Annotated in this window: 15 protein-coding genes; 7 read left to right on the top strand and 8 right to left on the bottom strand. The window is 72.2% G+C overall.

Going from position 1 to position 20,576, the window contains the following annotated elements; all coding sequences use genetic code 11:
* Positions 1-4: 4 nt before the first annotated feature.
* The 6 genes from C7456_RS13305 to pilG all read right to left on the bottom strand — a co-directional run bounded on the left by C7456_RS13305 (position 5) and on the right by pilG (position 11,229).
* The gene (locus C7456_RS13305; RefSeq protein WP_109724311.1) at positions 5-1,741 is read right to left on the bottom strand and encodes a chemotaxis protein CheB; all 1,737 of its coding nucleotides are present in this window, start codon (positions 1,739-1,741) and stop codon (positions 5-7) included.
* Positions 1,734-7,703, bottom strand: a complete 5,970-nt coding sequence (locus C7456_RS13300) for an Hpt domain-containing protein (protein ID WP_109724310.1) — start codon at positions 7,701-7,703, stop codon at positions 1,734-1,736. Before C7456_RS13300 ends, C7456_RS13305 begins: the two co-directional genes overlap by 8 nt.
* 73 nt (positions 7,704-7,776) lie before the next feature.
* Complete coding sequence (locus C7456_RS13295) at positions 7,777-9,807, bottom strand: methyl-accepting chemotaxis protein (RefSeq protein ID WP_109724309.1); 2,031 nt, start codon at positions 9,805-9,807, stop codon at positions 7,777-7,779.
* Between the two features lie 119 nt (positions 9,808-9,926).
* Positions 9,927-10,472: a chemotaxis protein CheW gene (locus tag C7456_RS13290; protein ID WP_109724308.1), complete on the bottom strand. Its 546-nt coding sequence runs from the start codon at positions 10,470-10,472 to the stop codon at positions 9,927-9,929.
* Positions 10,469-10,840, bottom strand: coding sequence for a response regulator (locus C7456_RS13285; protein ID WP_109724307.1), 372 nt, complete (start codon positions 10,838-10,840; stop codon positions 10,469-10,471). Before C7456_RS13285 ends, C7456_RS13290 begins: the two co-directional genes overlap by 4 nt.
* Before the next feature lie 29 nt (positions 10,841-10,869).
* Positions 10,870-11,229: a twitching motility response regulator PilG gene (pilG, locus tag C7456_RS13280; RefSeq protein WP_109724306.1), complete on the bottom strand. Its 360-nt coding sequence runs from the start codon at positions 11,227-11,229 to the stop codon at positions 10,870-10,872.
* 370 nt (positions 11,230-11,599) lie between these two features.
* Between pilG and gshB the strand changes: the two genes are divergently transcribed.
* The 7 genes from gshB to C7456_RS13245 all read left to right on the top strand — a co-directional run bounded on the left by gshB (position 11,600) and on the right by C7456_RS13245 (position 18,001).
* Positions 11,600-12,562 carry a glutathione synthase gene (gene gshB, locus C7456_RS13275; RefSeq protein WP_109724305.1) on the top strand — a complete coding sequence of 321 codons (963 nt, stop codon included), beginning with the start codon at positions 11,600-11,602 and terminating at the stop codon, positions 12,560-12,562.
* Complete coding sequence (locus C7456_RS13270) at positions 12,559-13,422, top strand: energy transducer TonB (RefSeq protein WP_109724304.1); 864 nt, start codon at positions 12,559-12,561, stop codon at positions 13,420-13,422. Before gshB ends, C7456_RS13270 begins: the two co-directional genes overlap by 4 nt.
* Before the next feature lie 151 nt (positions 13,423-13,573).
* The gene (locus C7456_RS13265; RefSeq protein ID WP_109724303.1) at positions 13,574-14,143 is read left to right on the top strand and encodes a YqgE/AlgH family protein; all 570 of its coding nucleotides are present in this window, start codon (positions 13,574-13,576) and stop codon (positions 14,141-14,143) included.
* Positions 14,140-14,577: a Holliday junction resolvase RuvX gene (ruvX, locus tag C7456_RS13260; protein ID WP_109724302.1), complete on the top strand. Its 438-nt coding sequence runs from the start codon at positions 14,140-14,142 to the stop codon at positions 14,575-14,577. The genes C7456_RS13265 and ruvX overlap by 4 nt, the downstream gene beginning before the upstream one ends.
* A 26-nt stretch (positions 14,578-14,603) precedes the next feature.
* The gene (locus C7456_RS13255) at positions 14,604-15,530 is read left to right on the top strand and encodes an aspartate carbamoyltransferase catalytic subunit (protein ID WP_109724301.1); all 927 of its coding nucleotides are present in this window, start codon (positions 14,604-14,606) and stop codon (positions 15,528-15,530) included.
* An 82-nt stretch (positions 15,531-15,612) separates the two neighbouring features.
* Positions 15,613-17,391 carry a hypothetical protein gene (locus C7456_RS13250; RefSeq protein WP_109724300.1) on the top strand — a complete coding sequence of 593 codons (1,779 nt, stop codon included), beginning with the start codon at positions 15,613-15,615 and terminating at the stop codon, positions 17,389-17,391.
* 238 nt (positions 17,392-17,629) lie between these two features.
* Entirely contained in the window at positions 17,630-18,001 is a 372-nt protein-coding gene (locus C7456_RS13245) for a BON domain-containing protein (protein ID WP_109724299.1), read from the top strand.
* Positions 18,002-18,073: 72 nt separating this feature from the next.
* Here C7456_RS13245 and C7456_RS13240 read toward each other — a convergent pair whose 3' ends face one another.
* Positions 18,074-19,240, bottom strand: a complete 1,167-nt coding sequence (locus C7456_RS13240) for a PilT/PilU family type 4a pilus ATPase (RefSeq protein WP_109724298.1) — start codon at positions 19,238-19,240, stop codon at positions 18,074-18,076.
* A gap of 163 nt (positions 19,241-19,403) precedes the next feature.
* On the bottom strand, positions 19,404-20,441 hold the full coding sequence (locus tag C7456_RS13235; protein ID WP_109724297.1) for a type IV pilus twitching motility protein PilT: 1,038 nt from the start codon (positions 20,439-20,441) through the stop codon (positions 19,404-19,406).
* Positions 20,442-20,576 lie beyond the last annotated feature (135 nt).

Below are 20,576 nucleotides of genomic sequence, written 5' to 3'. Positions count from 1 at the left end.
GCCTTCAGTCCGTCGGGATCAGTTCGACCAGCTTCGCCGCGAGCTCGCGCGGCGTGCCGGCGTAGTGGGACAGGTGCTCGGCCATCACCGCGCCGACCATGTCGGCGAAATGCTCGTGGGAGGCCTCCACCCACACCTGGCCGCCGCGGTCGTGCACGGCCTGGCAGCCGCCCACCGCGTCGGTGGACTGGCCGGCGAACAGGATCGCCACCGCGTCGCGGCCGAACACGTTGGCGGCCAGGGTGAAGCTGACGTCGATCGAGGGCGAGTGCAGCGCCTGCGCGTCGCCCGGCAGCAGCTCCACGCGGCCGTCGCGCAGCAGGCGCACCTGCTGCCCGGTCGGCACCACCAGCACCTCGCCGGAACGCGCGCGCATGCCCGGCCCGGCCAGCCGCACCGGCAGGGCGCAGTGCCCGGCCAGATGCTCCACCAGGGCGTCGGCGGGCTTGCCGGCGGTGTGCTGGGTGTGCAGCACGGTGGCGCGCAGCCCGGCCGGCAGCGCGGACAGGAACTCGCAGACCGAATGGGTGCTCTCGGTGGTCGCGCCCAGCAGCACCACGCGCGAGATCGCCGCCTGCAGGTCGTCCAGCACCATCTCGTTCGGCTGGTACTCCTGCGGCGCGATGGCCTCCTCGATCGAGACCAGCTCCAGGGTGAGGCCCGGCGTGATCGGCGACTCGGCCTCCGACCCGCTGTCCGGGGCGAGGAAGTCGGCCGCGTCGACCTTCTCGATGCCGAAGGCCGCGGCCTTTTCGCGGCGCTCCGGCGGCAGGAGGTCCGCGTCGTCGACCAGCGACCAGCTGTCGGACAGGCGCGGCGCGACCGGCGCCGCCGGCGCGGCGGCCGGCGCCTGCGGCGCCGCGGCGGACTCCGCCCGTTCGTGTTCGGCCAGGTCCGGGTCCGGGCCGCCGGAGAAGGCATGGGTGTCGCCGGCCGGCACGGCGGCGGACAACAGCGCCTCCAGCTCGTCCACCTCGTCGACCGGCGCAGCGATCGCCTCGGACAGCGCCGCGTCGTCGAGCAGCACCGGCGACCCGCTCCGCGCCTGGTCGGCGTCGTCGACGAAGCCGCCGTCGGCCAGCGCGTCGCCGGCCAGCAGCGCGTCGATGTCGCCCATGGTGTCGGCGCGGATGGCATCGGCCTCGGCCGGCACGGCGGCGGCATCGCCCTCGGCCGCGAACGACACGGGGTCCTCGCTGGCCAGCAGGGCCTCGAGCTCGGCGGCCAGATCCTCGGAGGACTCGGCCGCGTGCGGGTCGTGCGGCACCTCGTCCAGCACCGGCAGCGGCGCGGGCGCCGGCGGTTCGGCCGGCGGCTCCGCCGTCGGCGCGGCGGGCGCGGCGGCCTGCGGCGCGGGCGCCGGCGGCTCCAGCGGCCGCGCGTCCTCCGGGCGCGGCGGATCGGCGTCGCCGGAGGCCAGCACCTTCATCGCCAGGTGGCGCGCCCAGCGCGCGCGATCCCAGCCTTCCAGCGCGCGGCTGGCCTGCGCGTCGTTGAACACCACGCGCGGGTGATCGCCATCGATGGCGTCGTACAGCCGGTCCAGCGCGTCGTCGTCGCCGTCGTCCAGGTTCACCACCACGACGTCGGCGCCGACGCCCTGCAGCAGCGCGCGGTCGAGCCCGTCCAGCGGCCCCTCGTGCACGATGCGCGCGCCGTGCTCGGCCAGCGCCTCGCGCAGCTGCGCGCCCAGCGCGCCGTCGTCGAACAGCAGCGCGACCGCCGTTGCCCGCTCAGCCATTGGCCAGCTCCATTGCCCGTTGCTCCAGCACCTCGCCGATCTGCGCCAGCAGCTCGGCCTCCTGGTACGGCTTGCCGAGGTAGCGGTCCACGCCGATGTCGAACGCGCGCTGGCGGTGCTTCTCGCCGGTGCGCGAGGTGATCATGATGATCGGCACGCCGCGCAGGCGCGGGTCGGCCTTCATCTGCGTGGCCAGCTCGTAGCCGTCCATGCGCGGCATCTCGATGTCCAGCAGCATCAGGTCGGGCACGCGCGCCTCGTGCAGCTTCTCCAGCGCGTCGAGGCCGTCCTTCGCGGTGCTCACCTCGTACTCGTGGCGCTCCAGCACGCGGCTGGTGACCTTGCGCATGGTGATCGAGTCGTCCACCACCATCACCAGCGGCCGCACGCGCGACTCCTCCGCCACCGGCGCGGGGGCCGCGAGGCCCTCGGCCAAGCGCTGCTCGCGGCGGGCGACGCCGTGGCGGACCAGCGGGGCGAGGTCGAGAATGATCAGCACCGAGCCGTCGCCCATGATGGTGGCGCCGAGCACGCCCGGCACCGAACTGATCTGCGGGCCGACCGACTTGACCACGATCTCGCGCGAGCCGATCACCGCGTCGATGCGGATCGCCGCGCGCAGGTCGCCGGCGCGGGTCAGCAGCAGCGGCAGCTGCTCGTCCTCGGCGGAGTGGCCGGGCGGCAGGCCGAGCAGCTCGGACAGGTCGTGGATGCCGTAGGCCTCGCCGTTGTAGTCGAAGATGGGCGAGTCCTCGGCCATGCGCGCGGCCAGCTCGCTCGGGCTGATCCGCGCCACGCCCTGCACCGAGGTCATCGGGATGGCGAAGGTGGTCTCGCCGATGCGCACCAGGATCGCCTGGGTCACCGCCAGGGTGAACGGCAGGCGCAGCACGAAGGTGGTGCCCTGGCCCGGCTGCGACTCCACCGCCAGCGAGCCGCCGAGCTGCTTGATCTCGTTGGCCACCACGTCCATGCCCACGCCGCGGCCGGCGAGCTGGGTCACCGTGCTGGCGGTGGAGAAGCCCGGCTGGGTGATCAGCGCGAGCAGCTGGTCGTCGCTGGGCCTGGCGTCCGCGCGCAGCAGGCCGCGCTCGATGGCGCGCTTGCGCACCATCTCGCGGTCCAGGCCGCGGCCGTCGTCGCTGACGCGCACCACCACCTCGGTGGCCTCGCGGGCGACGCGGATGCGCACCGCGCCCTCCTCCGGCTTGCCGGCCCTGCGGCGCTCGGCGGGCGGCTCGATGCCGTGCGCGATGGCGTTGCGCAGCATGTGCTCGAACGGCGCCTTGAGGCGGTCGAGCAGGTTGCGGTCCATTTCGCCGTGGGCGCCGTCGACGAACAGCTGCGCCAGCTTGCCCTCCTCCTGCGCCGCCTGGCGCAGGGTGCGGCGCAGGTTCGGCACCATGGTGTCGAACGGCAGCATGCGGGTGCGCAGCAGGCCCTCCTGCAGGTCGGCGCTCACGCGCGACTGCTGGATCAGCAGCGTCTCGGCCTGGCGGGTCAGCTCGTCGAGCATGTTCTGGATCGACACCAGGTCGGACACCGACTCGGCCAGCGCGCGCGAGTACTGCTGCAGCTGCGAGAAGCGGTCCAGCTCCAGCGGGTCGAACGCGGCGATGCCCGCCTCGCGGTGCTCGCGCTGGTAGCGCGCGATGATCTGCGCCTCGGTCTCGATCTCCAGCATGCGCAGCTGGCTGCGCAGGCGCGACACGGTCTGCTCCAGCTCGACCAGGTTGAAGCGGTAGGCCGAGACCTGCTGCTCCAGGCGCGAGCGGTAGATCGCCACCTCGCCGGCATGGTTCACCAGGCTGTCGAGCAGCTCGGCGCGGACGCGGATCTGCTCCTGCTGCGGCGAGCGGGCCTCGTCCTCCGGCTGCTCCTCGGGCAGCAGCTCGGGCAGCGCGGCCAGCGGCGCGGCGGGCGCCTCCTCGTGGCCGGCGAGGCTTTCCTCGCCCGCCATGCCGAGGAAGCGGTCGATCAGGTCCTGCGGGTACTCGATGGCCTGGCCCTGGCCGATGCGCTGGACCAGCGCGTGCAGGCGGTCGAAGCCGCTCTCCAGCGCGCGGATCACGCCCACCGCCTGCTCCTGGCCACCGACGATCGGCTTCTCCAGCAGCGTCTCGATGGCGTGGGCCAAGTCGCCCACCGGCACCAGCCCGGCGATGCGCGCGCCGCCCTTGAGCGTGTGCAGGTCGCGCTGCAGGTCCACCACGTGGGCCAGCTCGGCCGGCTCGGTGCGCCACTGCGCGAGCAGGCCGTCGGCGTGGTCGAGGATGTCGCGGGCCTCCTCGACGAACACCTCGAGCAGGTCCGGGTCGATCTGGCCGGTCCAGATCTCGCCGACCGGCGCGGGCACGGCGCTCGGCACGGGCGCGGCGGCCGGCCGTTCCGCAAGCGCTTCCACCTGCGGCTGTGGCTCGGCTTCCGGCACCTCGGCGGCTTCGGACGGTTCGGCGGATTCCGACGGCTCCGTGGGTTCCGGCGCTTCGGCGACTTCCGATGCCTCGACCGCGGGGGCCTCGTGCTGCGCGATCCCGCTTCCCGGTGCCTCGATCTCCGGCTGCCCGGCTTCGGAAGGCTCGGCCACCGCGGGCTCGGCCCCGGCGGAAGCGGCAAGCTCCTCCGGCAGGGCCTCGAACGGCTCCGGCGCGGCGCCGGCGTCCGCGGACGCTTCGGCCGGTTCCGGCGCCGCCTCGTCGGCCGCGGACAGGCCGGCCTCCTCCGGCGCCGGCTCCTCCAGCAGCCCGTCGATCAGGGCATCGAGCTCCTCGTCGCCGGCGTCCGCCGCCGCGCCGTCCTCGCCCAGCGACGTCGCCGTGGCGGGGTCGAACGAATCCAGCGCGGCCAGCAGCTGCGCCTCCAGCTCGTCGTGGCCGTCCTCGTCCTCCGCCGCGGCCGGCTCGTCGGCCGGCGCGGCAGCGGCGGGCTCCGCCACGGCCGCCTCGCCTTCCTCCGGCACCTCGGCGTGCGGCTCGAACAGCACGTGCGCCACCTGCGGCTCGGGCCGCGCGTCGCGCAGCTCGGTGAAGCGCGCCACCAGCGGCTCGACGTCGGGCAGCTGCGGATCGGGCACGTCGAACTGCGCCATCACCTGGTCGACCACGTCGGCGGCGCGGGACAGCAGCCCCACGCCCTCCACCGACAGCGGCTCGCCGGCGGCGCGCAGGCGCTTGAGCAGGCCCTCGAGCGGCGAGAGCAGGCGGGTCAGCAGCTCGATGTCGACCATCGCGATGGCGCCGTGCAGGGTGTGCACGGCGCGCAGCAGGCCGTCGTCCACCGGCAGCTCGCCCTCGCTGCGCGACAGCGCGGTGCGGATGGTCTGCAGGTACTGCGCGACCTCGCTGCGCAGGATCTCCAGCAGCACCGGGTCGACCGGCGGCATCGCCGGCAGCGGGATGGCCTCCTCGGCCGCCGGCGCGGGCTCGCGCGCCGGCGCGGCGGTGGCGTCGGTGAACGCGGCGGCCGGCACCGCCTCGGCGGCGCTGTCCAGGCGCGGCACCAGCCGGCGCACCACCCGGCGCACGGTCTGCGTGCCGCCGCCGGTGGCGTACTGCTCCACCGTGGCCATCTCGCCGGCGGCCAGCCGGTCGGCGGCCTGCATGATCGCGCTGAGCGGCGCGGTGGGCGCGGCGCCGCCCTTCAGCGCCACGTGCAGCTGCGGCAGCGCGGCGATCGCGTGGCGGACCAGCGCCTGCACGCCCTCGTGCGGCTGGATCGTCTCGTCCAGCACGCGGTTGAGCATGTTCTCGACCTTCCAGGCGAACTCGCCCAGCACCGCGGCGCCGACCAGCCGGCCGGAGCCCTTGAGGGTGTGGAAGGAGCGGCGGATCGGCACCAGCGCCGACAGCTGGGCGGGATCGGCCAGCCAGGCCTGTTCGGCGGCCTGCAGGTTGTCGATCTCCTCCTGCATCTCCTCCAGGAAGATCTCGCGGATGTCGTCGTCGATGCCCTCGGCGCTGAGCTGGAAGCCGGTGCTGGCGGCCAGCGGATCGGCGGCGGGGACTTCCTCGAACACCTCCTCCTCGATCTCCTCCCAGTCCTCGCCGCCGGCCACCGGCTCCGGCGCGGACTCCCCGGTCTGCGCCAGGCGCAGGCCGTCCAGGTCGTGCGCCGGCGCGGCCGCGGGCTCGGCCTCCGCGCCGAGGAACAGCCCGCTGAGGTCGTCGCCGGGCAGCAGGCTGACCGGCTCGGACAGGGCCGGCGGCGGCGCGGCCGCCTCGGCCGGCGCGGCCTCCTCCTGCACCGCCGGCCGCGCCTCGGGCAGCGGCCAGTAGCCGAGCGCGCCGAGGCTGTGCTCGGCCACGTCGAGGATGTGGTCCAGGCCGCCGCGGTGCTCGCGCGCGGCCTCCAGGTAGTACTCCAGCGCGGCCAGCGCGTCGGCCAGGTGGTCCATCTGCTGGCTGCCCGGCACGCGCCGGTCGGCCAGCAGCTCGTTGCCGACGAAGCGGCCGATGCCCTCGGCCAGCTCGGCCGGGCGCATCGCCGACAGCATGCGCAGCGCGCCGGCGACGTCGCCCATCAGCGCGGGCACGCCGGCCAGCGCGGCGTGCTGCCAGCCGGACTCGATGAAGGCGACGATCGCCTCCTTCACCCTGCTGGTGTTGCCGATCGCCTCCTGCATCAGGGTGGCGAGGATGTGCCGCGCCTCGCTGCGCGGCAGCACCGGCGCGATTTCCTCCGCCGCGCTCTCCTCCGCGCCCAGGCTCTCGATGTGGTCGTCCAGCGAGGCCTCGACGTAGAGCAGCGCGCCGGCCACGTCGAGCAGCGTCTCCTCCTCGACCGGGCGCACGCGCTGGGCGATCTCCTCCAGCACGCGGCGCTGCTCGTTGATCACCCGGCGCGGCACCGCCAGCGCCAGCATGCCCAGGGTGTCGCCCACGCGCTCGAGCACCTCGCCCTGCGCGCTGAGCGAGGCCGGGTCGGCGCCCTGCTGGCGCAGGAACAGGTCCAGCGCGTCCTTCACGCGCAGCAGGTCCTCCTTCAGCGCCTTGGCGACCGAGTCGAGCAGCGCGCGGTTGTGGCCGGACATCGAGCCGCGCGCGTGCTCCAGCTCGCCGGCGTCGGGCAGCAGGCTGTCCAGGCGGTAGGTCTGGCGCAGCAGCTCCATCTGCGGGCTGCGCTGCTTGGCCTGGGCCACGATGTAGAGCAGCTTGCGGGCCAGGTCGTCGGCGTCGCCGCCGCGCAGGCTTTCCTCGCCCTGGTCGAGCAGCTGGCGGATGTTGCGGTCCACCTTGCCCACCAGCTGGCGCACCTCGCCGGCCTGGCTCTTGAGCAGGCCCTGCTCCAGGCCCTCCAGCACGCCGGCGGTGATCCACCACAGGCGGCGGCCCGGCACGCTCCAGCAGCGCGCGCTGATGGCCAGCAGCGCCTGGCGCATGCCGGCCAGCTGCTGCGCCGGGTTCTGGCCGCGGAACCAGGCCAGCAGGTGCTGCTGGAAGCGCACGCGCAGGTCGGCGATCTCGCCCAGGCGGCGCTCCGCCTCGGCCTCGTCGGCCGCGCCCGGCAGCTGCGCGGGCAGCGCGGCCTCCAGGTTGGGGGTGAACAGCGCGGCCTCGGAGAGCGCCTGCTGGTCGCGGCTGGCGCGCAGCTCGTTGAGCAGCGGCAGCAGCACCACCGGCACGTCGCGGTGGCCGCCGGAGAGGCGCTCGAGGTAGTCGGGCAGCTGCATCAGGCCGCGCATCAGCGCGGCATAGGCCTCCTCGCGCTGGCGGACGTGGTCCTCCAGCAGCGAGATCGCCAGCGTCTCCATTTCCTCGGCCACCAGCGCCGCGCCGTACAGCTCGACCATGCGCAGGGTGCCCTGCACCTGGTGCAGGTGGTCCACGCAGGCGCGCATGGGGGCCGGGTTGCCCGGGTTGTCGACGTAGGACTCCAGCGCCTCGCGGGCCCGCGCGAGCGTCTCGTCGAGCTCCGGCTTGACCCACTGCAGGGTGGTGAAATCGATGTGTTCTTGAAGTCTCATGCGCCCCTCTCAGCGGCTGCGCCATGCGCGCATTGCGCAACCGGCGAGGTTGCCCCCTGTGATAAAGCCCTTGTCAGCCCGGCAGCTTGAAGTGCGCCACCGAGCGCCGCAGGTCGCTGGCCAGCTGCGCCAGGTAGCCGATCGACTCGGCGGTCTGGCTCGCGCCCTGCGAGGTCTGCGAGGTGATCTCCTGGATCGCGTTCATCGACTGCGAGATGTCGGTGGCCGCCTCGGACTGCTGCCGCGCCGCGGTCGAGATGTTCTGAATCAGCGCCGACAGGTCGTGCGACACGCGCTCGATGTCGCCCAGCGCGCTGCCGGCGTCCTCCGCCTTGCGCGCGCCGGCCACCACCTCGGCGGTGGTCTGCTCCATCGAGTTCACCGCCTCGTTGGTGTCGGACTGAATGGTCTGCACCAGCGCCTCGATGCGCTTGGTGGCGCTGGCGGAGCGTTCCGCCAGGCGCTGCACTTCGTCCGCCACCACCGCGAAGCCGCGGCCCGCCTCGCCGGCCGAGGCCGCCTGGATGGCCGCGTTCAGCGCCAGGATGTTGGTCTGCTCGGCGATGTCGTTGATCAGTTCCACGATCGAGCCGATCTCCTGCGAGGATTCGCCCAGGCGCTTGATGCGCTTGGAGGTCTCCTGGATCTGGTCGCGGATCGAGTCCATGCCCGAGATCGTCTCGCGCACCACCTCGGCGCCGCGCGAGGCGATCTTCACCGAGCGCTCGGCCACGTCGGCCGACTCGGCGGAGTCCTTCGACACGCCGTCCATCAGGCTGGCGATCTGGTTGATCGCGCTGGTGGCGGTGCTGATCCGCTGCGCCTGGTGCTGCGCCGCGTCGGCCAGGTGGCGCGCGGTGGTCTGCGTCTCCTGCGCCGAGGTCGACACCTGCTCGGAGGTCTCGTTGATCGTGGTCACCAGGGTGCGCAGCTCGTCGATGGCGTAGTTCACCGAGTCGGCGATCGCGCCGGTGATGTCCTCCGACACCGTGGTCTTCACGGTGAGGTCGCCTTCCGCCAGCGAGCCCATCTCGTCCAGCAGGCGCATGATCGCCTCCTGGTTGCGCTGGTTGAGCTCGGCGCTCTCGCGGAAGCGGCGGCGCTGGTCGCCCACCAGGGCCACCACCAGGAACAGCGCGAAGGCCACCGCGGCCACCGCGCTCAGCACGCCCCACCACACGTTCGGGAACAGGCGGCGGAACGGCAGCTTGCCGATCTGGTCGGACAGCTCGTTGGCACGCAGCAGCACGTTCTGCGAGTTCAGCGAGGCCTGGTTGCCGGCCTGCTTCACGTCGACGATGTTGCCGGCGGTGGCGACCAGCTTGGCGATCGGCTCGGCCAGGCCGTCCCAGCTGGTCTGCATGTCGGCGAGGATCTTGCGCGCGTTGGCGTCGTTCATCGCCTTCACGCCGGCCTCGGCGTTGCCTTCCTGCAGGCCCTTGAGCACGGTGCCGTACAGCTGCGCGTCGCGGGCCAGGCCGTCGGCGGCGGCCTGCGCGCCGTCGCCGCCCTGCAGCACCTCCTGCACGCGGCGGATGATGCGGTCGGCCAGCAGCATCTGGCGCGAGGAGCCGAGCATCTGCTCGGCGCTGCCGTTGCGCTGCTGCAGGATGTTGGTGACCTGGTCCATGCTGGAGTTCAGCAGCGGCACCTGCTGCGAGATCTTGTCGGCGCGGTCGGCCGAGTCCAGCACCACCGCCTTGTTGGACAGGATCTTGCGGATGTCGCCGTCGAGCTGCGCCCAGGCGTTGTTGAGCGCGGTGACGGCGCGCCCGGCCGGGCTGGCGTTGTTGTCGGCGTAGGCGGGCATGCCGCCCTTCGGGTCGCCCTTGGTCAGGCGCTGCACCGCCGAGTCGATGGCGTTGCGGGTGCTCTCCAGCTCCTTGAACGAGTCGACGTTGCCGCCGGCCGATTCCAGCGCGTACTTCGCGGTCTGCTGCGAGAGCACCTGGATCTGCGTGGTCAGCGCGATGGCCTGGCGGTCCTCGCCGTTCTTCTGGAAGAGCAGGAAGAAATCCAGACCGGCGAAACCGATCGCCAACAGCAGCAGGACAATGAGGCCCGTATAGCCCCGCTCCTTGCCGACGCCCCCTGTAGTGCTCATCTTTGCCACCTCGTCCGTTCTGCATCCGCCGGCCGTGCTGGATCGCACCGGCGCCGGCATGGAACCTCTCGCCCGGAACCGGCCCCTGCGCCGGCTCCGTCCCCTCGAAGCGTGTCCCGTCAGGCCGCGGCCTGGCGGAAATCCGGCGCGCGCACCAGCCGGCCCATGCTGAACAGCGCCAGGCGCTGCTCGCCCACGTCCACCCGCTGCTCGACGAAGCGCAGCAGCCGCGGATCGTCCTCCGGCTGGGCCGCCTGGCGCTGCGTCTCGTCCACGGTGCGCTGGCCGAACACCTCGTCCACCATCAGCGCCACGCTGCCGCCGCCCTGGCGCACCACCAGCAGGCGGGTGCGCTCGGTGGGCTGGGTGCGCTCGCCGAACAGGAAGCGCGCCAGGTCGATCACCGGCACCAGGTTGCCGCGCACGTTGGCGATGCCCAGCAGCCACGGCTGCGTGCCCGGCACCTGGGCGAGCGCCGGCACGGCCAGCAGCTCGTTGATCTCCTCGATGCCGCTGACGAACAGCCGCGAGCCGACGCGGTAGCCGATGCCGCGCCACAGGCCGGGCGCGTCCATCCGCTCCTGCACGTCGGAGGCGTGGGCGAGCGACAGGCGCTCGTAGCGGGCGAGGATCTCGAACGGCGAGAGATGGGCGGTCTCGTTCATGCCGCGCTCGGCAACAGGTCGTTGATGCAGGCCAGCAGTTCCTTCTCGTTCACCGGCTTGGTGATGAAGGCGCGGGCGCCCTGGCGCAGCCCCCACACGCGGTCGGTCTCCATCGACTTGGTGGTGATCATCACGATCGGCACGTTGGCGGTGGCCGGGTCGCGGGTGAGCGTGCGGGTGGCCTGGAAGCCGTTCATGCCGGGCATGATCACGTCCATGATGACCAGGTCGGGCAGCTCGGCGCGCACGCGCTCGATGCCCTCTTCCGCGGTGCTGACCGCGGCGACGTTGTAGCCGGCCTTCTCCAGCAGCGTGGTGAACACGCGCACGTCGGTCGGAGAGTCGTCGATGATGAGGATGTTCGCCACTATGCCCCCTTCAGGCGCAGCGTCCGTCGTCAGACCGTACTGCCGACATGGCGGTGGATCGCGCCGAGCAGCTCGTCGCGGGTGAACGGCTTGGTGAGGTACTGCTCGGCGCCGACGATGCGGCCGCGCGCCTTGTCGAACAGGCCGTCCTTCGAGCTGAGCATGATCACCGGCGTGCTGCGGAACTGCGGGTTGTTCTTGATCAGCGCGCAGGTCTGGTAGCCGTCCAGGCGCGGCATCATGATGTCGACGAAGATGATGGCGGGCTTCTGGTCGGAGATCTTGGCCAGCGCCTCGAAGCCGTCCACCGCGGTGAGGACCTCGCAGCCTTCCTTCTTCAGCAAGGTTTCCGCCGTGCGGCGGATGGTCTTGGAGTCATCGATCACCATGACCTTCAGACCGGCCAGGCCGTTCGCATTCGAATTCAAGTTCACTCATCCCCCCTGCGGCCCGCCCTAGGCTCAGGTAAGCCATCGGTCGCCAGGCTGGGCCGCCGGCCGATGTGCATGAAAAAAGTCCCGCAAATGTACGTACCGGCGCCGGCTTCTTCGGCCGCGCGTTCAGGCCTTGCTGTTTACCGCCTGCACCGCGCAACGTCAAGCCGAAGCCGTCGCCGGGGCACCGGTACGCCCCGCCACGGTATCGGCCGCCGATGACGTCCGCTTGAAAGCGCGCGCGGGCTTGCCGGCGGCCGGCGCGCTCGGCGAACATCCCGTCCCCACCCGTGGCCGCGCAGCGGCCGCCCCACTGGAGAGTCCGATGCCCCGCTCGGTCGCCGTGCTGATGGACCCCATCGGCTCCATCAAGATCGCCAAGGACACCAGCTTCGCCATGCTGCTGGAGGCCCAGCGCCGCGGCTACGCCCTGTACTACATGGAGCAGGGCGCCCTGGCGCTGCGCCAGGGCGCCCCGTTCGCCCGGCTGGCGCCGCTGTCGGTGCGCGACGACCCGTCGGGCTGGTACCTGCTCGGCGAGCCGCGCTGGCGCGACCTGCGCGAGCTGGACCTGGTGCTGATGCGCAAGGACCCGCCGGTCGACGCCCAGTTCCTCTACGACACCATGGTGCTGGAGCTGGCCCAGCGGGGCGGCGTGCAGGTGGTGAACGACCCGCGCGCGCTGCGCGACTGCAACGAGAAGCTGTTCGCCCTGCACTTCCCGCAGTGCATGGCGCCGACCCTGGTCGCGCGCGACGCCGGCGAGCTGAGGCGCTTCGTGGCCGAGCACGGCGAGGCGGTGCTCAAGCCGCTGGACGGCATGGGCGGGCGCGGCATCTTCAGGGTCCGGGCCGGCGACGGCAACCTCAACTCGATGCTGGAGACCCTGCTCGGCGGCGGGCCGCACGGCGAGGGCCGCCAGTTCGCGGTGGCGCAGAAGTTCATCCCGGCGATCAGCGCGGGCGACAAGCGCATCCTGCTGGTCGACGGCGAGCCGGTGCCCTACGCGCTGGCGCGCATCCCGCAGGGCGACGAGTTCCGCGGCAACCTCGCCGCCGGCGGCCGCGGCGAGGGCGTGCCGCTGACCGAGCGCGACCGCTGGATCGCCGCCCAGGTGGCGCCGGAGCTGCGCAAGCGCGGCCTGCGCTTCGTCGGCCTGGACGTGATCGGCGACTGGCTGACCGAGATCAACGTCACATCGCCGACCTGCGCGCGCGAGCTGGACGCCCAGTTCGGCCTTAATATCGCCGGCCTGCTGTTCGACGCGATCGAGAACACTCCAGCGTGAATGCCGCCGCCCGCCGCCCAGGCGCCCCCGAGCCGATCGGGGCCACCTTCCTTTTCTCGCTGCTGCTGCACGGCGTGCTGATCCTCGGCATCACCTTCCATTTCGTGAGGTCGGCCCCCGGCCTGCCCACGCTGGACGTGACCCTGGTCGACGTGGCCAACCGGCAGGCGCCGGACAAGGCCGACTTCCTGGCCCAGGCCAGCAACCGCGGCGGCGGCGAGAGCGAGCGCAGCGAGCGGCCCTCGCAGCCGTTCTCCGGCCCGCTGCCCAAGGCCACGCCTGGCACCGCGCCGCAGCCGGTGGAGGCGGCCGTGCCGCGGCCGCAGGAGGCCACCGACGCGCGCATGGTCACCACCGCCGGGCGCAGCCGCTTCAGCGTCAGCAGCGACACCGCCCGCCAGGCGCTGGACGCGCAGGACCAGCCCACCGTCGACGAGCTGCGCCGCCGGCAGGAGATGGCCCAGCTCGCCGCCGAGCTGCGCAACCGCACCGAGGCCTACGCCAAGCGCCCGAAGAAGAAGTTCATCTCGGCCAACACCAAGGAGTACGTCTACGCCGCCTACATGCGCGGCTGGGTGGACCGGGTCGAGCGCATCGGCAACCTCAACTACCCCGAGGAGGCGCGCCGGCGCGGCCTGCACGGTGAGCTCGAGCTCACCGTCACGCTCGGCCGCGACGGCAGCGTGAAGGCGATCGACGTCAACCGCAGCTCCGGCGAGCCGGTGCTGGACAAGGCGGCGATGCAGATCGTGCGGCTGGCCGCGCCGTTCCCGCCGATCCCCGCCGGCGACGGCATCGACGAGCTGCACATCACCCGCACCTGGCAGTTCCTGCCCGGCGACGTGCTGCGCAACCGCTGATTGCGGCACGGCCCGTTCGCGGCCGGAGGCCGCTCCACCGGCTTGCCGCGACCCTGTGAGTCCGGCCGCGATGTCCCCGCCCCATGGCAGGGGATCGACCCCCCCCCGCATTAACGGCCGCGACGCCCCGCCCCCGGTTACAATGCGCCCCATGAGCTCCACCAAGCCGCAAACCCTCGCCGGCCACTTCCTGATCGCCATGCCCGCCCTGGCCGATCCGCCGTTCTCGCGCGGCGTGACCTTCCTGTGCCAGCACGACGAGGACGGCGCCGTCGGCCTGCTGGTCAACCGCCTGTCCGAGTACCGCCTGGGCGACGTGCTGGCGCAGATGAAGCTGGAGTGCCGCGACCCCGAGGTGGCCGACCGGCCGGTGCTGATCGGCGGCCCGGTGCAGCAGGAGCGCGGCTTCGTGCTGCACAGCGAGCACGGCCACTGGGAGTCCAGCTACCGCATCAACGACAGCTGGTCGGTGACCACCTCGCGCGACATCCTGGTCGCGATCGCCGCCGGCGAGGGCCCGCGCCAGGCGCTGCTGGCGCTGGGCTACGCCGGCTGGAGCGCCGGCCAGCTGGAGCAGGAGCTGAAGGACAACGCCTGGCTCACCGTCGAGGCCAACGACCGGGTGATGTTCAGCACGCCGCTGGAGGAGCGCTGGGCCGCCGCCGCCGGGCTGGTCGGGATCGATCCGCTGCAGCTGCCCGGCTACGCCGGCCACGCATGAGCTGCGCCTTCGGCTTCGACGTCGGCAGCAAGCTGATCGGCGTCGCCGTCGGCAACCGCCTCACCGCCACCGCCCGCGCCCTGGCCGTGCTGCCGGTGCGCGACGGCGCGCCGGACTGGCCCAGGCTCGACGCCCTGCGCGCCGAGTGGCAGCCCGCGACGCTGGTGGTCGGCCTGCCGCTGACCCTGGACGACGCCGAGCAGCCGGCCAGCCGCCGCGCCCGCCGCTTCGCCGAGCAGCTGCGCCGGCGCTACGCCCTGCCGGTGGCGCTGGTGGACGAGCGCCACAGCTCGCAGGAAGCCGCGCGGCGCTTCGCCGGCGCGCGCGCCGCCGGCCTGCGCAGGCGCGGCGACGCCGCCGCACTCGACGCGATGGCCGCCGCGGTGATCCTCGAGCGCTGGCTGCTCGATCCCGCCGCCGTCCCCGCCGACTGACCCCCTCCCACCGCCCGACCGCCTCCATGAGCCCACGCCTGCGCCACCTCACCACGCTGGAAAACCTGCCGCGCGAGACCATCGAGCGCCTGCTCGACCGCGCCCTCGCCGTGCGCGACGCCTGCGCGCACGGCACCCGCAAGCTCGACCTGCTGGCCGGGCGCACCGTGCTCAACCTGTTCTTCGAGCCCTCCACCCGCACCCGCACCTCGTTCGAGCTGGCCGCGCGCCGGCTCGGCGCCGACGTGGTCAACTTCGACATCGGCTTCTCCTCCGCCAACAAGGGCGAGGAGCTGTACGACACCCTGCACACGCTGGAGGCGATGCACCTGGACGCGATCGTCGTGCGCCACAAGGTCTCCGGCACGCCGGACGAGCTGGTGCGCCACGCGATGAGCGGCGTGTCGGTGATCAACGCCGGCGACGGCAACCGCGCCCATCCCACCCAGGGCCTGCTCGACGCGCTGACCATCCGCCAGCACCGCCCCGACTTCGGCAAGCTGGTGGTGACCATCTGCGGCGACGTGAAGCACTCGCGCGTGGCGCGCTCGGACGTGCACGCGCTCGCCGCGCTGGGCGCGAGGGAGATCCGCCTGTGCGGCCCGGCGCCGCTGATGCCCGACCCGGCCGAGTTCCCGCACTGCAGCTTCCACGACGACTTCGACGAGGCCATCGCCGGCGCCGACGTGGCGATCATGCTGCGCCTGCAGAAGGAGCGCATGGCCGCCACCGAGCTGCCCGACGAGGCGGCCTACTTCCGCCAGTACGGCCTGGACAACCGCCGCCTGGCGCTGGCCGCGCGCGGCTGCCTGGTGATGCACCCCGGGCCGATCAACCGCGGCATCGAGATCGCGCCGGAAGTGGCCGACGGGCCGCAGTCGCGCATCCTGGAGCAGGTCGGCAACGGCGTGTTCGTGCGCATGGCGGTGCTGGGCGAGATGCTGACCCGCTGAACGGCCGCCGCGCCGGCGCGGCGTGCGCCCGCCCGAACGGGCATAATGGCCGCGCGACACCACACCTGACTTGGGGAATGACATGCGAATGACGACGCGCACCCTCGCGCTGGCCGTCGCCGGCGCGCTGCTGGCCGGCTGCGGGCACAAAGACAAGGACGCCCCCCTGGCCTTCGTGCCGGCGGACACGCCCTACGTAGTCGCCAACCTGGACGTGATGGACGACGACACCCGCGGCGCGCTGCTCGCGCAGGCGGACGTGCAGCTGCCCGCCCAGGTCAAGCAGCTGCAGTCCGCGGCCGACGACATGGCCGCCAAGGACCCGGACGGCGCGCGCCTGCTGCGCGCCTTCGCCGGCGAGCTCGACGGCAAGACCATCGAGCAGTTCGCGCGGAACGCCGGCCTCAACATCAAGGGCTACTCCGCCTTCTACGGGCTGGGGCTGGCGCCGGTGGTGCGCTTCGAGCTGACCGACGCGCAGGCCTTCAACGCCTTCGTCGGCCGGCTGGAGACCGCCTACGGCAAGAAGTTCGACGTGGCCGACGTGGACGGGCAGAGCTACCGCCGGCACGCCTCGGCCGAGGCCGGCGTGCAGGTGATCCTCGCCGTGGTCGGCAAGCAGGCCGTCGCCGCGCTGCTCCCGGCCGACGCCGCCAAGCCGCTGCTGCGCCAGGCGCTGGGCCTGGACCGCCCGGCCCGGAGCCTGCAGGACGACGGCCGCCTCGACAAGCTGGCCAAGGCCAAGGGCTACCAGAAGTGGGCGGTGGGCGAGCTCGACCTCACCCGCGCGCTGCCGCTGGCCGCCAGCGGCAAGGACCCGCTGTTCGCCGCGCTGTTCAAGGCGCACGCCGAGGCCGAGTCGGCCAAGACCGGCGAGCCGGTGGCCAACCAGCTGCAGATCCCGCCGGCCTGCGCGGGCGACGCCGCGCGCATCGCCGCCCGCGTGCCCGAGCTCAGCTTCGGCTACACCCGCCTGGACGCCAAGCACCAGGAGATCCGCTGGGACGCGGCGCTGGCCCCCGACATCACCCAGGCCTTCGCCGGCCTGAAGGTCGAGCTGCCCGGCCTGGGCGCCGACGCGCAGGCGCCGTTCGACCTCGCGCTGGCGCTGCCGGTGGCGCAGCTGCGCGCGTTCTGGAGCGCGCAGTCCGACGCGGTGGCGGCCAAGCCCTTCGCCTGCCCGGCGCTGGCCGACCTCAACGACACCTTCGCCAAGCTCGGCCCGGCGATGCAGAAGGCGGCGATCCCGCCGTTCGGCGACCTGCTCGGCGTGCGCGTGGCGCTGGACAGCCTCGACGCCGGCAAGGACAAGCCGATGCCTTCCTTCACCGGCCGCCTGGTGCTGTCCACCAACAACCCGGCCGGCCTGCTGGCGATGGGCCAGATGATGAACCCGGCGCTGGCCCAGCTGAAGCTCGCCGCCGACGGCAAGCCGGTGGCGCTGCCGCCGGCGATGACGCAGATGCTCAACCAGCCGGCCTGGCTGGCGATGGGCGACAAGAGCCTGGCGCTGGGCATCGGCGCGGGCGAGGACGCCAAGCTGGCCGACACGCTCAAGGCCGCGCCCGGCAACGCCGGCCAGATGCTGCGCATGAACCTCGACGGCGCGATGTACCGCACCTGGGTCGGGCTGATGCAGGACAAGGCCGACAGCATCGCCGCGGCCGCGGCGGCGCTGGACAAGGACGGCACCGGCGCCCCGCCGACGCCCGCCGACCAGGCCCTGGCCGCCAGCCGCGCGCGCACCAAGGCGCAGTTCGACGCCATGCGCGCCCAGGCCGAGCGCATTCGCAACATGCGCATCGAGGCGCACGTCGAGGACAAGGGGCTGGTGGTCACCGGGCAGACCGAGCTGAAGTAGCCGGCTCCTCCGCCCGCACCACCTTCGCAAGGGGCGCCTCGGCGCCCCTTCGCGTTTTCACGATGGCGACGACGCGGCCCGCGCGCGCCGCATGCGCGGCCTTCACCTCCGCGAGCCGCCACTGAACGGCGGCGCCGCAGCCCACGCGGCGTTCACCGCCCGGCTGCTGCCATGGCCCCACCGCAGGCGCCGCCTGCCCTTCTCTCTCGACGGGACTTCACTCAAGGAGAACACAGCCATGCCCATTCCCATCCGCTTCCGCAAGGCCCTGCCGGGCATCGCCCTGGCCGCCTTCGCCCTCGGCGCCGCCGCCGCCGGCGCGCAGGAAACCAGTGCGCAGGCCCAGGCGCAGTCAACGAACCAGACCGTCCCGGACAAGGCCGCCGACGCCTGGATCACCACCAAGGTGAAATCCGAATTCGCCACCACCAAGGGCATCCACGCCACCGACATCAACGTCGACACCACCGACGGCGTGGTCACCCTGAGCGGCGGCGTCGCCAGCAGCAGCGAGAAGGCGGCGGCCGTGAAGGTCGCCCGCGCGGTGAAGGGCGTGAAGAGCGTCGACGCCACCGGCCTGACCGTCAAGGCGGCCGCGGGAACGCCCTGACCCGCGTCGCGGGGACGAACGGAAAAGGCGCCCGAGGGGCGCCTTTTCCGTGCCCGTGCCGCCCGCGCGGCTTCAGCGGTACAGCATGCCGCCGCCGAAGGTCTTGCCGTCGCGGGTCTCCTCCAGCTCGACGCCCTCCAGGCCCTGCGACAGGGTGTGCGCGTCGCCGCCCTGGGCGAGCTTGATGCGCAGGCGCACCTCGTTGGAGCTGTCGGCGTGGCGCAGCGCGTCCTCGTAGCTGATCTCGCCGGCGTGGTAGAGCTCGACCAGGCTCTGGTCGAAGGTCTTCATGCCGAGGTTGGTGGATTCCTTCATCACTTCCTTGAGCTTGTGGATCTCGCCCTGGCGGATGTAGTCCTGCACCAGCGGCGTGCCGAGCAGCACCTCCACCGCCACGCGGCGGGCCTTGCCGTCCGGGGTGGGGATGAGCTGCTGCGCCACGATGCCCTTGAGGTTCAGCGACAGGTCCATGAACAGCTGCGGCCGGCGGTCCTCCGGGAAGAAGTGCAGGATGCGGTCGATCGCCTGGTTGGCGTTGTTGGCGTGCAGCGTGCACAGGCACAGGTGGCCGGTCTCGGAGAAGTTGATGGCGTATTCCATCGTCTCGCGCGTGCGCACCTCGCCGATCATGATCACGTCCGGCGCCTGGCGCAGGGTGTTCTTCAGCGCGTTCTCCCAGCTGTCGGTGTCGATGCCCAGCTCGCGCTGAGTGATGATGCAGCCCTCGTGCTTGTGCACGTACTCGATCGGGTCCTCGATGGTGATGATGTGGCCGGTCGAGTTCTGGTTGCGGTAGCCGATCATCGCCGCCAGCGAGGTGGACTTGCCGGTGCCGGTGCCGCCGACGAAGATGATGATGCCGCGCTTGGTCATCGCCAGCTGCTTGATGATCGGCGGCAGGTTGAGCTCCTCCACCGTCGGGATCTTCGACTCGATCCGGCGCAGCACCATGCCGACGCAGTTGCGCTGGTAGAAGCACGACACGCGGAAGCGGCCTACGCCCTGCGCGGAGATCGCGAACTGGCACTCGTGGGTCTTCTCGAACTCCTCGCGCTGCGAGGGCGTCATCACGTTGAGCACCATGTCGCGCGACTGCTGCGCCGACAGCGGGCTCTGCGTGATCGGCACGATGCGCCCCTGCACCTTCATCGACGGCGGCACGCCGGCCGTGATGAACAGGTCCGAGGCCTTCTTGTGCACCATCAGCTTGAGGAAGGAGGTGAAGTCGAAGTCGCTCATGGCTGGGAGCCTCCCGGGGCGGGGAACGGGGAACAGGGAACGGGGAACGCATGGCACGGGAAGCAGCCGAAGCGCGGGCTCTGATCAGCCGGCCGGGCAGCGCCGCGGGCCGCCGTCCGCGGCAGGCGCGACGTTCCCCGTTCCCTGTTCCCGGTTCCCCGCCTCACTTGAAGATGTCCTTGTTCTTGGCATACGCCGCCGCCTGCTGGCGCGCCACCAGGCCGCGCTTGACCAGGTCCTGCAGGTTCTGGTCCAGCGTCTGCATGCCGTACTGCTGGCCGGTCTGGATCGCCGAGTACATCTGCGCCACCTTGTCCTCGCGGATCAGGTTGCGGATGGCGGGGATGCCGACCATGATCTCGTGCGCCGCGATGCGGCCGCCGCCCACCTTCTTCAGCAGCGACTGGCTGATCACCGCGCGCAACGATTCGGACAGCATCGAGCGCACCATCGGCTTCTCGCCGGCCGGGAACACGTCGATGATGCGGTCGATGGTCTTGGCCGCCGAGCTGGTGTGCAGGGTGGCGAACACCAGGTGGCCGGTCTCCGCGGCGGTCAGCGCCAGGCGGATGGTCTCGATGTCGCGCATCTCGCCGACCAGGATGTAGTCCGGGTCCTCGCGCAGCGCCGAGCGCAGCGCCTCGTTGAAGCCGTGCGTGTCGCGGTGCACCTCGCGCTGGTTGACCAGGCACTTCTGCGAGGTGTGCACGAACTCGATCGGGTCCTCGATGGTGAGGATGTGGCCGTACTCGTTCTTGTTGATGTGGTCGACCATCGCCGCCAGCGTGGTGGACTTGCCCGAGCCGGTGGGGCCGGTGACCAGGATCAGCCCCTGCGGCTGCTCGATCAGCTCGCGGAACACCTTGGGCGCGCCCAGGTCCTCCAGCGTGAGCACTTCCGAAGGAATGGTGCGGAACACCGCGCCGGCGCCGCGGTTCTGGTTGAACGCATTGACGCGGAAGCGCGCCAGGCCGGGGATCTCGAAGGAGAAGTCGACCTCGAGGAATTCCTCGTAGTCGCGGCGCTGCTTGTCCGACATGATGTCGTACACCAGCGCGTGCACCTGCTTGTGCTCCAGCGCCGGGATGTTGATGCGGCGCACGTCGCCGTCCACGCGGATCATCGGCGGCAGGCCGGCCGAAAGGTGCAGGTCCGAGGCCTTGTTCTTGACCGAGAAGGCAAGCAGTTCGGCGATATCCATCTGTCGTTCCCCTCAACCGATCGTCTGGACGGAATTCCCTGCTGCCGCTGGACGCGGGCGGGAGAACCGACGACCGGCTGGCCGGCGTCCGGCCGGATGCGCCGTCGTACGACCGTTGCCCCGGAATCCCCCTTG

Origin of the sequence: Fulvimonas soli (genome assembly GCF_003148905.1) — a bacterium.
GTDB classification, from domain to species: domain Bacteria; phylum Pseudomonadota; class Gammaproteobacteria; order Xanthomonadales; family Rhodanobacteraceae; genus Fulvimonas; species Fulvimonas soli.
Note: the sequence above shows the minus strand (reverse complement) of the source record. Positions and strands in the feature narration are given on the sequence as shown.

Coding starts and splice junctions, on each gene's coding strand:
- C7456_RS13300 (WP_109724310.1), bottom strand. CDS start 7,703: ATGAGACTTCAAGAACACATCGATTTCACCACCCTGCAGTGGGTCAAG.
- ruvX (WP_109724302.1), top strand. CDS start 14,140: ATGAGCTGCGCCTTCGGCTTCGACGTCGGCAGCAAGCTGATCGGCGTC.
- C7456_RS13245 (WP_109724299.1), top strand. CDS start 17,630: ATGCCCATTCCCATCCGCTTCCGCAAGGCCCTGCCGGGCATCGCCCTG.
- C7456_RS13250 (WP_109724300.1), top strand. CDS start 15,613: ATGCGAATGACGACGCGCACCCTCGCGCTGGCCGTCGCCGGCGCGCTG.
- C7456_RS13305 (WP_109724311.1), bottom strand. CDS start 1,741: ATGGCTGAGCGGGCAACGGCGGTCGCGCTGCTGTTCGACGACGGCGCG.
- C7456_RS13295 (WP_109724309.1), bottom strand. CDS start 9,807: ATGAGCACTACAGGGGGCGTCGGCAAGGAGCGGGGCTATACGGGCCTC.
- C7456_RS13265 (WP_109724303.1), top strand. CDS start 13,574: ATGAGCTCCACCAAGCCGCAAACCCTCGCCGGCCACTTCCTGATCGCC.
- C7456_RS13240 (WP_109724298.1), bottom strand. CDS start 19,240: ATGAGCGACTTCGACTTCACCTCCTTCCTCAAGCTGATGGTGCACAAG.
- C7456_RS13290 (WP_109724308.1), bottom strand. CDS start 10,472: ATGAACGAGACCGCCCATCTCTCGCCGTTCGAGATCCTCGCCCGCTAC.
- C7456_RS13235 (WP_109724297.1), bottom strand. CDS start 20,441: ATGGATATCGCCGAACTGCTTGCCTTCTCGGTCAAGAACAAGGCCTCG.
- gshB (WP_109724305.1), top strand. CDS start 11,600: ATGCCCCGCTCGGTCGCCGTGCTGATGGACCCCATCGGCTCCATCAAG.
- C7456_RS13255 (WP_109724301.1), top strand. CDS start 14,604: ATGAGCCCACGCCTGCGCCACCTCACCACGCTGGAAAACCTGCCGCGC.
- pilG (WP_109724306.1), bottom strand. CDS start 11,229: ATGGTGATCGATGACTCCAAGACCATCCGCCGCACGGCGGAAACCTTG.